Annotated in this window: 13 protein-coding genes; all 13 read left to right on the top strand. The window is 53.4% G+C overall.

Going from position 1 to position 12,933, the window contains the following annotated elements; all coding sequences use genetic code 11:
* Positions 1–422, top strand: a 422-nt coding sequence (locus HMPREF9473_RS13710) for an ABC transporter substrate-binding protein (protein WP_006780728.1), incomplete at its 5' end; no start/stop codon positions are given.
* A gap of 147 nt (positions 423–569) precedes the next feature.
* A complete protein-coding gene (locus tag HMPREF9473_RS13705; protein ID WP_006780727.1) occupies positions 570–1,079 on the top strand; it encodes a DedA family protein in 510 nt (169 codons plus the stop codon).
* A gap of 13 nt (positions 1,080–1,092) precedes the next feature.
* Entirely contained in the window at positions 1,093–1,812 is a 720-nt protein-coding gene (locus HMPREF9473_RS26270; RefSeq protein WP_006780726.1) for a glycosyltransferase, read from the top strand.
* Complete coding sequence (locus HMPREF9473_RS26265; RefSeq protein ID WP_006780725.1) at positions 1,809–2,354, top strand: glycosyltransferase; 546 nt, start codon at positions 1,809–1,811, stop codon at positions 2,352–2,354. Before HMPREF9473_RS26270 ends, HMPREF9473_RS26265 begins: the two co-directional genes overlap by 4 nt.
* Positions 2,326–3,036 (top strand): response regulator transcription factor, encoded by a 711-nt coding sequence (locus HMPREF9473_RS13695; RefSeq protein WP_006780724.1) that lies wholly within the window; start codon positions 2,326–2,328, stop codon positions 3,034–3,036. Before HMPREF9473_RS26265 ends, HMPREF9473_RS13695 begins: the two co-directional genes overlap by 29 nt.
* Positions 3,008–5,296: a sensor histidine kinase gene (locus HMPREF9473_RS13690; RefSeq protein WP_006780723.1), complete on the top strand. Its 2,289-nt coding sequence runs from the start codon at positions 3,008–3,010 to the stop codon at positions 5,294–5,296. The genes HMPREF9473_RS13695 and HMPREF9473_RS13690 overlap by 29 nt, the downstream gene beginning before the upstream one ends.
* A 253-nt stretch (positions 5,297–5,549) precedes the next feature.
* A complete protein-coding gene (locus HMPREF9473_RS26875; protein WP_006780722.1) occupies positions 5,550–7,292 on the top strand; it encodes a diguanylate cyclase domain-containing protein in 1,743 nt (580 codons plus the stop codon).
* 5 nt (positions 7,293–7,297) lie between these two features.
* Positions 7,298–8,092, top strand: coding sequence for a response regulator (locus HMPREF9473_RS13680; protein WP_242830842.1), 795 nt, complete (start codon positions 7,298–7,300; stop codon positions 8,090–8,092).
* Positions 8,093–8,211: 119 nt separating this feature from the next.
* Positions 8,212–9,540 carry a replication-associated recombination protein A gene (locus HMPREF9473_RS13675; protein WP_034859313.1) on the top strand — a complete coding sequence of 443 codons (1,329 nt, stop codon included), beginning with the start codon at positions 8,212–8,214 and terminating at the stop codon, positions 9,538–9,540.
* A gap of 199 nt (positions 9,541–9,739) precedes the next feature.
* Entirely contained in the window at positions 9,740–10,876 is a 1,137-nt protein-coding gene (locus HMPREF9473_RS28750) for a DUF4846 domain-containing protein (protein ID WP_006780719.1), read from the top strand.
* Positions 10,861–11,202, top strand: a complete 342-nt coding sequence (ylxM, locus tag HMPREF9473_RS13665) for a YlxM family DNA-binding protein (RefSeq protein ID WP_006780718.1) — start codon at positions 10,861–10,863, stop codon at positions 11,200–11,202. The genes HMPREF9473_RS28750 and ylxM overlap by 16 nt, the downstream gene beginning before the upstream one ends.
* 28 nt (positions 11,203–11,230) lie before the next feature.
* The gene (ffh, locus tag HMPREF9473_RS13660) at positions 11,231–12,586 is read left to right on the top strand and encodes a signal recognition particle protein (RefSeq protein ID WP_006780717.1); all 1,356 of its coding nucleotides are present in this window, start codon (positions 11,231–11,233) and stop codon (positions 12,584–12,586) included.
* Between the two features lie 104 nt (positions 12,587–12,690).
* Positions 12,691–12,933: a 30S ribosomal protein S16 gene (rpsP, locus tag HMPREF9473_RS13655; protein WP_006780716.1), complete on the top strand. Its 243-nt coding sequence runs from the start codon at positions 12,691–12,693 to the stop codon at positions 12,931–12,933.

The raw sequence follows: 12,933 nt of genomic DNA, 5'->3' as shown, positions 1-12,933 counted from the left end.
AGACCCAGATTGGCGAGACCGCCGAGAAGGCCAGTCAGGTGGAGGAAAAAGCTCTGATTCTTCTCACCAATGATGGCAGTATCAGCGCTTACGGCTCCGGCTCCCGTTTTGGCATGATTCACGACATTCTCGGCGTGAAGGCGGCGGATACGGGTATCGAGGCATCCACCCACGGCCAGTCCGTCGGCTTCGAGTACATTGCCCAGGTAAACCCGGACATCCTGTTCGTGGTGGACAGAACCGCCATCGTGGCCGGAACCACCAACGCCGGCGACACCCTGGAAAATGAGCTGGTGGAGTCCACCAACGCCTACAAAAACGGCAAAGTCGTATATCTGGATGCAGAAAACTGGTACTTAGCCGGCACCGCGCTTCGCACCTTCCCGGAGATGATTGGGGAAGTAGCTGGAGCATTACAGTAAAAAACTGGAACCCGGAGGGACGATAAGACGTCCTTTCCGGGTTCTTTTTGCTATTCTGCGATTTTCTTTAGAAATTCTTTTCTTTTATCTGCGGTCCCGCTTTAGAACTGTCTCCTATAATGACATCATCAAGCGAGGAGGTGCGGAATGGACATTCAAACATTAAATCAATATTTTTTACAATATGGCGCCGGCTTCATTTTTCTGATTGTACTGTTGGAGTACTTGAATCTGCCGGGATTTCCGGCGGGGATTATCATGCCGCTGGCGGGAATCTGGGCGTCGAAGGGCGATATCAGCTTTGTGATGACGATGATACTGACTGTGGGAGCCGGGCTGCTGGGAAGCTGGATTCTGTATCTGCTGGGACGTGTGGGCGGAGAGATTCTGTTACAGAAGTATATGAAGCGTTTTCCAAAGCAGGAGCCGGTTATCTCAAAAAATCTTACCATGCTCCGTGAAAAAGGAGCATGGGGCGTGCTGGTCAGCAAGCTGGTGCCTATGCTGCGGACCATCATCTCCATTCCGGCAGGGGTGATCCGGATGGACTTTGTGAAATATACCGTCAGCTCGCTGATCGGTATCTGTATCTGGAACTTTGTGTTTGTGGGAGCCGGCTACATGATGGGTGAGACGGCGCTGACGATGTTTGGTTAAGGAGGAAAATCGTATGAGAATTGCAATGTTTACCAATAATTATAAACCATTTATCGGCGGTGTGCCGGTTTCTATCGAGCAGTTGTCCGACGGACTCCGGGCGCTGGGCCATACGGTCTACATTTTCGCCCCGGACTACGGTGTGGAGGAGACGGATGAATATGTGATTCGATATCGGACACTCTATCAGAAAGAGGACAAGAGCCTGATGGTGGGCGACTGCTTTGACCGGGAGGTGGAGCGGCTGTTTAGGGAACTTTCCTTTGACGTCATCCACGTGCATCATCCCATGCTGTCCGGTTACACGGCCCTGTATCTGGGAAAAAAATACGGGGTGCCGGTGGCCTACACCTATCACACCCGGTATGAGGAGTACCTGCATTATTTTAAATTCTTCCAGGAAATGCAGAAGCATGACAGAGTCTTTCGCGGAGTCACCAGATACAGCAGGGAGGTGCTGGTGCCAAAATATATGACGGCTTTTGCCAAGCAGTGCGATTTGATTTTTGCCCCCACAAAGCTGATGAGAGATTTGATGCTGAAACAGGGCGTGGATACCAGGATTACGATTCTGCCAACCGGTCTGCGGGACAGCGCCTTTGTCCGGGACGAGGAGCGGGCGGCCGCCATCCGTGGGCGGTATCTGGGGGACAGAAAGTATCTGTTCTGTACCATCGCCCGCCTGGAAAAAGAAAGAATCTGGACTTTCTGCTGGACGGCATCCGGGAGATGAAGGCCCAGATGGGAGACAGCTTCTGCGTCATGGTCATCGGCGATGGAAGTGAACGGGAGCATCTGACGGCCCGGGTGGAGGCGGAGGGACTGAGCGGCCAGGTGGCGTTCTTAGGAAGGATTCCAAATGCCGAAATCCGGGATTACCAGTTTGCCAGCGACGCCTTTTTGTTCGCCTCCAAGTCGGAGACCCAGGGAATTGTTCTGTTAGAAGCCATGGCATCGGGAAGTCCGGTGATTGCGGTGAAGGCCAGCGGCGTGGTGGATGTGGTGAGAAATGGATTCAACGGCTATATGACTGGTGAGTCCGTCAGCGAGTGGGTGGCGGCGGTGAGAAGAACCGTGGAATATCCAGAGCAGTACCGTTGGATGAGCGCCCAGGCGGAGGCCACGGCGGCCAATTATCACAATTCTTCTATTGCCCGTGAGGCGGAAATGCAATATACTGAGATGGTAAATACATGGAGAGAAAAGAAAATTTGGAGAATGCCCGCAGGGTGGAGAGGAGATTCCCATGGAGAGAGACCATATTCTGCTTGTTGAGGATGACAAGGAAATCCGGGAGGGTGTGGAAATATTCCTGAAAAGCCAGGGTTATGTGGTGTTTCAGGCGGCTGACGGAATCGAGGGGCTGGAGATACTGGAGAGGGAAGAAATCCAACTGGCCATTGTTGACATCATGATGCCAAGGATGGACGGCATCACCATGACGGCCAGACTGCGGGAAAACTATGATTTCCCCGTTATCTTCCTGTCAGCCAAATCCGAGGAGATGGACAAGGTGTTAGGACTGAATATCGGGGCGGATGACTATATCACAAAGCCATTTACCCCCATGGAACTGATGGCGAGGGTGAATTCCCAGCTGCGCCGGTACCACCGCTTTATGGACCAGTTAAGTTCCACGAAGGAGGCCAATCCCAGGATTCACCGCCTGGGAGGGCTGGAGATCAACGAGGAGACGGTGGAAGTGCTGGTGGACGAGCGGCCGGTGAAGGTCACGCCCATCGAATTTAAGATATTGTTACTGCTGGCCCAGAGTCCCGGCCGGGTGTTCCCGGCAGAGGAAATCTATGAGCGGGTCTGGAACGAGCGGGCGGTGAACACGGATACGGTGATGGTCCATATCCGGAATCTCCGGGAGAAGATTGAAGTGAATCCGAAGGAGCCAAAATATTTGAAGGTGGTGTGGGGAGTTGGATACAAAATCGAAAAACAGGCATAGTCTTGGCATCTGGCTGGTCATCGGGCTGATCCTGGTGGTATCGGCGGCCACCGTGAGACTCTACCCCTATATGCAGAACCGGGCGGAGAGCTACCGTTTGGAAATGGGCCAGCCGGGCAGCCAGGGCTCTCAGGCCAGCGCCGGCAATCCGGATGAACTGGCGAGGGAAATGATAACCACCGGCTACGTGGCCTGCTGGGAGATGAGGCAGGAGTGGCTGGAAAAAGCGCTGACGGCATCCCAGGTGTTTGTACCGGGGCTGGGAGAGAAACTCTACCAGGCCATCCAGGAGGACAATGCGATTCTCATGGGGGAAGCGCCGGACCATGACGGAGTGCGGTATACAGGCGATTACTATCAGAACGCACAGGAAACCGTGGACCAGATAGGCCGGGACTGGAAAAAATCCTATCAGAAGTACCGGTCGGTCTTTCATTACCAGCTTCTGGACAGTCATGGAGCTACTGTCCGCAGCAATGTGAAGGAACCGGAGACCTTTTTTGAGACGGAACTGAAGCCGGAGGAGATTCAGCTGGTTCTGTCCTTTCAGACGTCCGGCGGTGTGAAGCTTCAATCGCTGGAGGGCGGCGGCTGTGATTTGGAAGAGCTGCGCCTGGCGCTGGAAACTTATGAGTTTTACAATCCCCTGGAGGGAAAGGTGAACGACTACCAGTACAGCGGTGTGGATTTTATAGGGCCGGGCGGCATGCAGATCCGCATCCGGTGCAATCCGGCGGCATTTTCCCAGCTTTCACGGAATCAGCCGGATGAGTTTCTAAGAACGGCGGAGGTTATGGATTTCCTGATGAGCGGAGGATATCACATTGTGATACTGGTGATGAGTGCCATTGTGCTTCTGGCGGCCGTGATTCTTCCGTCATTCAGGGGATTGGAACTGGGAAGAAGCTCCTGGAGCCGGCTGGCGCTGGAGCCGCTGCTTGTGATTGCGGTCCTCTGGGGAATCATGGTGCTGGAGGGTGGAATCAGTGCCAGTCTGATTGTGCGGTATCTGGATGGAAGTCTTCTGGAGGAATTGGCGAAAGCGGAATTGAAACCGGAGACGGCCTCCGCTCTGGCGCTGGCGGTCCAGGTGGGATTCTGGGCGGCGGCATACGGGATACTGTACTGGATGGTTCTCTGCATACGGCCGCTGTTTACCGTGGGAATCATCGGTTACCTGCGGGAGCGCTCCTGGATAGGAAGGGGGATAGCCAGCGTATCCGCCGGTTTCCGCCGGGGGCTGGAGGCCTGGAGGCTGACGGACTGGACCGAGAACGCCAACAAAATCATCCTGCGGGTTGTTCTGTGGAATTTTGTGATTCTCTCATTGATGACCACCCTGTGGCTGGGAGGAATCCTGGCGCTGGCGGTGTACTCCGTGATCTTGTTTGCGGTGTTAAAGAAATACAGCGACAGGTTGAGGCAGTCCTACAAGAACCTGGAGGGGGCGGTGGGACAGATAGCCGCCGGGGAACTGGACGCGGAGCTTACGGAGGATTTCGGAGTCTTTGCCCCATTAAAGGAACAGCTTTTAAAAATACAGACAGGGCTTAAGGAGGCGGTGGCCCAGGAGGTGAAGAGCGAGCGGACCAAGGCGGAGCTTATCACCAACGTGTCCCACGATTTGAAAACCCCGCTGACCGCCATTATCACCTATGTGAATCTGTTAAAGCAGGAAAATCTGACGAAGGAGGAGCGGGAATCATACGTTGAGGTATTGGACCAGAAATCCATGCGGTTGAAATCCCTGATTGAGGATTTGTTCGAGGTGACTAAGGCAAACAGCGGAAGCATTTCCCTCCATATGACGGAAGTGGACGTGGTCAGTCTGTTAAAGCAGGTGCATCTGGAGTTGTCCGACAAGATTGCGGAGAGTGACATTGAGTTCCGTTTCCAGCTCCCGGAGGAGAAGGTGATTCTCACGCTGGACGGGCAGAAAACCTACCGTATTTTTGAGAATCTGATGGTAAATATCTTAAAGTACGCCATGCCGGGAACCAGGGCCTATCTGGAGATCAGGCCGGAGGAGACAGGAGTTACGGTTTCCATGCGAAATGTCTCCGCCAGGGAGCTTTCCGTGTCGCCGGAGGAGCTGACGGAGCGGTTTGTGAGGGGCGACGAGTCCCGTAACACCGACGGCTCCGGTCTGGGGCTGGCCATTGCCAGAGCCTTTGTGGAGGCCCAGGGCGGCACCATGAGTGTCCGGGTGGAGGATGATGTGTTTAAGGTGACATTATTCTGGAAGTATCCGGAAGCATAAAAGAATAAGATAAGACAGGCGCTTTCCGGCCGTCATCCCCCTGTGGGACTGCGGCCGGAGGCGCTTTTTTCCTGTTTCAAAATCCGAATACCCCATAATTGACACCGCCGGTACGATTTCTTTAGAATCCATTGGAAAAAATTGGTATTTGTAAGCGTGGTGTAAGCAAGCGCATCTATAATGGAAATCAGAACGGAATTTAACCGCTCCATTTGAAAACCCGGGGGAGGATTCGGAGTGAAAAAATAATAAATTGTTTCAAACCAACCTGTTAATCAGTGGGATATTAATCGTTGGTTTTCTTGTGACTGCGGTTCTTGGCTATCATGTGGGCCATCAATCGTTTTTTCGTTGGCCGGCCTGTGTCTCCTGCCTGGCGATTGCAGGGGTGATGCTGGTAATTCTTGTGATTATCAACACGGTTATCCGCAGGTTCAACACCCAGGTGACGGAACTGGTGGAGGAGAGACAGGCTTATTTTAAGAAGGCCACGGAGCAGCTCTACGAGAGTATCTATGAGATGAATCTGACCCGGAACTGTTACGTGGGAAGGACGACGGAGAAATATTTTGAAAGCCTGGGCGCCGGCGGCATGCCCTTTGACAAGGGGCTTCGGGTGATTGCGGAGAAGCAGATTAAGGAGGAGTTCCGGGACGGCTACATCGCCATGTTTTCGCCGGAGCACGCCATCCGGGAGTACGAGGCCGGCAACCAGCATCTGCGGTATGATTTTATGATTTCGGAGAAGGGGGAGGACTACCACTGGATGAGGGTGGACGCCTATCTGTTTTACTCGGAGGAGAGCCGCTCGATTCATATGTTTGCCTATCGCAAGAACATAGACAGGGAGAAGCGGAAAGAACTTCTGGCGTCCACGGACGAGATGACCGGACTGCTGTCCAAGAAAGTGACGGAGCGGCTGATCAGGAAGAAAATTCTGAAATGTGGGGACGAGTCCCATGCATTTTTTATCTTTGACATCGATAATTTTAAGCAGGTCAATGACAGCTTTGGCCATTCCTTTGGGGATTCCTGTATCTGCAAGTTTGCGAACCTGCTGCGGGAGTGCTTTCAGGAGGGCGATATTCTGGGGCGGATCGGCGGGGATGAGTTTGTGGCCTTTGTGGCGGTTTCCGGCCGGGAGCAGGTGGAGGAGATGGCGGAAACATTTTCCCGCAGGCTGAATCTGATTGTGGAGGAGGACGGGACCGTCAACCGGCTGACGGCCAGCCAGGGAATTGCGCTATATCCGGAGGATGGACGCAGTTTTGAGGAGCTGTACCGGCGGGCGGATGAGGCGCTGTATCGTACCAAGGAGTGGGAGAAGAGCGGCTATACCATCCGGGAGCCGGAGGTGCGCGGGGACTGGGAGGAGCGGACGAGAAGGACAAAAGAAGCGATGGCGGACAGCCGGGCGGCGGTGATGCTGAGCCAGGTGCAGCCACATTTTCTGTATAATTCTCTTATCGGTATCAAGCAGCTGTGTGATACCGAGCCTGGGAAGGCGTCGGACGCGCTTCAGCATTTCTGCAATTTTCTCAAACAAAATATGGAGTCTCTGTCGGACAGGAATCTGATCCCTTTTGAGAGGGAGATGGCCCATGTGCAGGAGTTCCTCTATCTGGAGCAGATGCGGTTTGGAGAGCGGGTGAAGGTGGAGACGGAGATTCTGGAGAGCGATTTTCGACTGCCGTCCCTGACATTACAGCCCATGGTGGAAAATGCGGTGCACCATGGCATTATGAAGAAAAAGGGCAGTGGAACGGTGACCATCAAGACAGAGAAGAAGGAGGATGATATCGTTATTACGATTGCGGATGACGGAGCCGGATTTGATGTGCACCACGTCCGGGATGACGGGCGGATGCATCTGGGCATTGCCAATGTGAGAAAGCGTCTGGAGATCCAGTGCGGCGGCTCTCTGCTCATCGAGAGTGAAGTAGGAACAGGGACGGTGGTCACCATGATACTGCCACAAAGGAGGAACGGAATTTGAACATCATGGTAGTGGATGATGAGAGACTGGTAGTGGAGCAGATGGTGGGACTGTTGAGGCAGGTGGAGCCGGAGGCGGATATTGTGGGATTTTCGGAGCCGGAGGAAGCGTGCTCCTATCTGGAAAAATGCCGGGTGGATGTGGCGTTTTTAGATGTCGAGATGGGGGAACTGGACGGAATCGGCCTTGCGAAGCGGTGCAAGGAGCTGTGCCCGGAGGTCAATCTCATCTTTGTGACCGGGTATTCCCAGTATATGATGGAAGCGTTCCGCCTTCACGCCAGCGGCTATCTGATGAAGCCGGTCAGCGCGGAGGAACTGCGGGAGGAATTACATAATCTCAGACATCCCCTGACGGAGGAGAGTTCGGGCAGGGTCAGGATTCAGACCTTTGGAAATTTTGAGATATTTCTTAACGGAAAGCCGGTGGATTTGCCGAGAACCAAGTGCCGGGAATGTCTGGCCTACCTGGTGGACCGAAGGGGAGCCAGGGTCTCCATGCCGGAGCTGGCCTCGATTCTGTGGGGAGATCGGCCCTACGACAGAAAGGTGCAAAACAGCACCCACCAGGTCATTTACGCGCTGATGAAGGCGTTAAAACAGGCGGGGATTCAGGATATCATTATCAAAAACCGGCGGGAGCTGGCCATTGACATGGAGAAGGTGGACTGCGACTATTATGCGGCCTTAAACGGAGATTTGGCGCAGATGAATGCGTTTACCGGGGAGTATATGACGAATTACAGCTGGGCGGAGTTTACGCTGGGAGGACTCAGCGATACCAGGTTTAGGCGGGGGTGACGGAGGCAGGATGTGCTTGACGGCGGTGGGATTCCGTATTACATTATCAGTATAAGATTGTTATGATAAGAAAGTGCTGATCGGTTAGGAAATGAATGCGGGAGGGAAGTCGTATGCAAATGGAGCAGATGTCGCTCTTTGATGACAGGCAGGTTTATAATCCGCTGGCAAGCAGGCTTCGGCCGGAGAGCCTGGAGGATTTTGTGGGGCAGAAGCATTTGCTGGGGGAGGGGAAGATTCTGCGTCAGTTGATTGACCAGGACAGAATCTCCTCCATGATATTCTGGGGACCGCCGGGGGTGGGAAAGACGACGCTGGCCAGTATTATCGCCGGCAGGACCCATGCCCGGTTTATCAATTTCAGCGCGGTGACCAGCGGTATCAAGGAGATTAAGGAAGTGATGGCCCAGGCGGAGGAGAGCCGGCGGATGGGGGTCAAGACGGTGGTGTTTGTGGACGAGATACACCGCTTTAACAAGGCCCAGCAGGACGCTTTTCTGCCCTATGTGGAGAAGGGGAGTATTATCCTGATTGGGGCCACCACGGAGAATCCGTCGTTTGAGATCAATGCCGCTCTGCTCTCCAGGTGCAAAGTGTTCGTACTCCAGGCACTGGAGAAAGAGGATTTGGAGGATTTGATCCGGCGGGCCATCAAGAATCCTAAGGGATTTGGATTTTTAAATATCGACATCACCGATGATATGATTGGGATGATTGCGGAGTTTGCTAACGGGGACGCCAGGACGGCGTTAAACACCCTGGAGATGGCCGTGAACAACGGGGAAATCAGCGCGGAGAAGACGACGGTGACGCTGGAATCGCTGAAGCAGTGTATCGGGAAGCGGACGCTCCTCTATGATAAGAAGGGGGAGGAGCATTACAACCTGATATCAGCTCTTCACAAGTCCATGAGAAACAGCGACCCGGACGCGGCGGTCTACTGGCTGGCCCGGATGCTGGAGGCTGGTGAGGACCCACTTTATGTGGCGAGACGGCTGGTGCGGTTTGCCAGCGAGGATATCGGCATGGCGGACAGCCAGGCGCTTCAACTGGCGGTGTCGGCCTACCAGGCCTGTCATTTCCTGGGAATGCCGGAGTGCAATGTCCATCTAAGCCACGCCGTCATCTATCTGTCCATGGCCCCGAAGACCAACTCGGCCTACATGGCCTATGAGTCCGCCAAAGCGGATGCCCAGAACATGCTGGCGGAGCCGGTCCCCCTCCAGATACGAAACGCGCCCACCAGCCTGATGAAGGAACTGCACTACGGGGAAGACTATATTTACGCCCACGACACGGAAGAAAAGGTAGCCCACATGCAGTGCCTGCCGGATTCCCTGAAGGATAAAACTTACTACCATCCGGGCGTGCAGGGGGCGGAGGCCGCCGTGAAGGAGAAGCTGGAGGCGGTGAAACGGTGGAAGGCCGGTGGGGAAAGGGAGGATTGATTGGTATTCACGATTTTGCTGGCAGTGACAGGCAAAAATTATTTGACAAGTTTTCGATAGAATGGTATGCTGGTAATGGAAAAGTAAGCCATCGATATGGTGAGTAATGAATTTTGCGCGAAAACAGCCGCTCCGATTTGAAAGAACCGGGACGGCTGTTTTTATACCAGACTTGGATGAAGAGAAAGGTGGGAATTCTATGAGAAAAAAATCGTGGATAATCATGTCCTGCATCCTTCTGGCGGCGGCTGTCAGCGGGGGTCAGGGAAGAGGAACGGGGACGAATGGGACGAGCGGGACGAGCGGGACGGGGACCTGGGCGGAAGAGCCGGTGGACAGGGAAGCGGTGACGGAGCCAGAGGATACGGCGAAGGAGGATGGCGCTCAGGTTGTACCCATGGAGGTGGAACCGGTGACGGAGACTGTGGGTGGACCTGGGATGAAGGGGGATGACAGCCTGGGGGATGTCCCGGCTTCCGTCATTTTCCCGCAGGGGATGACTTTGGAGACCAGATTTCTTCCGTCTGCCGGATATGAGCGGGTTCCGGCTGAGGAGGGCAGCTTTCTGGCGTTTATGAGAAACCAGAAGCTGAAGGAGGACGGGAGTCCGGTGCTTCTCTATGACGGGACGGAAAAACACAACCAGTCGGCCCAGGCCGCCGTGTTTGCTATGCCTGGATTTGACAGCGATTTGCAGCAGTGTGCCGACAGCGTTATGAGGATGTACGCCGAATATTTCTATTCCGTGGGCGCTTATGAGAAAATTGCCTTTCATTTGACCAACGGGTTTCTGATGGATTATCCCACCTGGCGGGAGGGGAACCGGCTGTCGGTGGATGGGAACCGCGTTTCCTGGGTGAAGAAGGCTTCCTATGATGACAGTTACGAGTACGTTTTTATTGTATTTAAAATATGTGATGATGTATGCCGGAACGCTGTCCATGGACGGGGAGAGCGAGCCGGTGGATATTGGGCGGATGCAGGCCGGAGATTTGTTTATCAAAGGCGGAAGTCCGGGACACTGCGTTATGGTCACGGACGTGGCGGCGGACCAAGACGGAAACCTCTGCTTTCTCCTATCCCAGAGCTATATGCCGGCCCAGGATTTTCATGTGTTGAACAATCCGCTTCACGAAGAGGACCCCTGGTATTATGTGTCGGAGCTTCAATATCCGTTCCGGACGCCGGAATATGGATTCCAGGAGGGCAGTTTCAAGCGGTGGTACGGCTTTCGCCAATAGCCGTTAAAAAAAATAAGGGTGTAAAGAAAAAACACTTGACACCCTCCGGCGCATGTAGTATGATAGCACAGGTGATGATATGGAAAAAATTGTAGAACAGGGAATCCTGTATGATTTTTACGGGGAACTGCTGACGGAGCATCAGAGACAGATTTATGAGGATGTGGTCTTTAACGATTTGTCTCTCAGTGAGATTGCCAGAGAGCAGGGCATCAGCCGCCAGGGTGTTCACGACCTGATTAAGCGGTGCGACAAGATTCTCGCGGGATACGAAGAAAAGTTGCAGCTCATCCACAAATTTAACGAGACCAAACAGAAGGTGGCGGACATCCGCCAGCTGACGAAACAATATCAGGAGACAGAGGATGTAAGTCTCCTAAAGAGAATCGAAGAGATTGCAGGCGACATCATCGAGCTTTAAGATTTGACTGCGTGGCAGGAGGTTTTTCATGGCTTTTGAGAGCTTATCAGATAAATTACAGAACGTATTTAAAAACCTGCGCGGAAAAGGCCGTCTGTCCGAAGCGGACGTGAAGGCCGCTTTAAAAGAAGTCAAGATGGCTCTTTTGGAAGCCGACGTAAGTTTTAAAGTGGTAAAACAGTTTATTAATTCTGTCCAGGAGCGGGCCATCGGCCAGGACGTGCTCAACAGTCTGACACCGGGACAGATGGTCATAAAGATTGTACATGAGGAATTAATCAACCTTATGGGCTCCGAGACAACGGAGATTGCGCTGAGGCCGTCCAACGAGATCACCGTCATCATGATGGCAGGTCTCCAGGGGGCAGGTAAGACCACCACCACGGCCAAGATTGCAGGCAAGCTGAAAGCCAAGGGAAGAAAACCTCTTCTGGCAGCCTGTGACGTTTACCGTCCGGCGGCGATTCAGCAGTTACAGATTAACGGCGAGAAGCAGGGCGTGGCCGTGTTCTCCATGGGAGACAGCCAGAAGCCGGTGAACATCGCCAAGGCCGCCATCGAGCATGCGGGAAAGAATGGCTACAATGTGGTGATTCTGGATACCGCCGGCCGTCTTCACATCGATGAGGACATGATGGGCGAGCTGATTGAGATTAAAGAGGCCATCACTGTGGACCAGACCCTTCTCATCGTGGATGCGATGACAGGACAGGACGCAGTCAACGTGGCGGAGATGTTTAACAGTAAAATCGGAATTGACGGCGTCATCCTGACCAAGTTAGACGGTGATACCAGAGGCGGTGCGGCGCTCTCGATTCGAGCCGTCACAGGCCGGCCGATTTTATATATTGGTATGGGCGAGAAGCTGTCCGATTTGGAGCAGTTCTACCCGGACCGCATGGCTTCCAGAATTCTCGGCATGGGAGATATCCTTTCCCTGATTGAGAAGGCAGAGCTGGAGGTGGATGAGCAGAAGGCGAAGGAACTGAGTCAGAAGCTGAAAAAAGCGGAGTTTGACTACAACGATTTCCTGGACCAGATGCGCCAGATTAAGAAGATGGGCGGTATGTCCAGCATCATGAACATGATGCCTGGGATGCCACAGATGAAGGGAAATCCTGAGATTGACGAGTCCGCCATGGACCGTGTGGAGGCCATCATCCTGTCCATGACAGCGCAGGAGAGAGCCAACCCGGCGATATTAAACCCATCCAGAAAGCAGCGGATTGCCAGAGGCGCCGGTGTGGACATCAGCGAGGTCAACCGCATTGTCAAGCAGTTCGACCAGATGAAGAAGATGATGAAACAGCTGCCTGGCATGATGGGCGGCAAGGGAAGAGGCGGCCTGGGCGGAATGCTTGGGAAGTTCAAGATGCCATTTTAGGCATAGCGATGTTAGCAAAGCAGATTTTCTGCGTTGACTATAAATTTAGGTTTCCACCCGCAGGACGGGGGAGCCGTATTAAGGGATAAGGAGGTGAAATTGACATGGCAGTAAAGATGAGATTAAAAAGAATGGGTCAGAAAAAGGCTCCTTTTTATAGAATTGTTGTTGCAGATTCCCGCTCTCCAAGAGACGGAAGATTCATCGAAGAAGTAGGTTACTATGATCCGAACCTGGAGCCAAGCGTAATCAAATTCAACGAGGAAGCAGCTAAGAAGTGGTTAGCAACAGGTGCTCAGCCAACAGAGACTGTTGGAAAGCTTTTAAAAATCGCCGGCATCCAATAG

This window comes from Hungatella hathewayi WAL-18680 (assembly GCF_000235505.1).
GTDB lineage: Bacteria > Bacillota > Clostridia > Lachnospirales > Lachnospiraceae > Hungatella_A > Hungatella_A hathewayi_A.
Note: the sequence above shows the minus strand (reverse complement) of the source record. Positions and strands in the feature narration are given on the sequence as shown.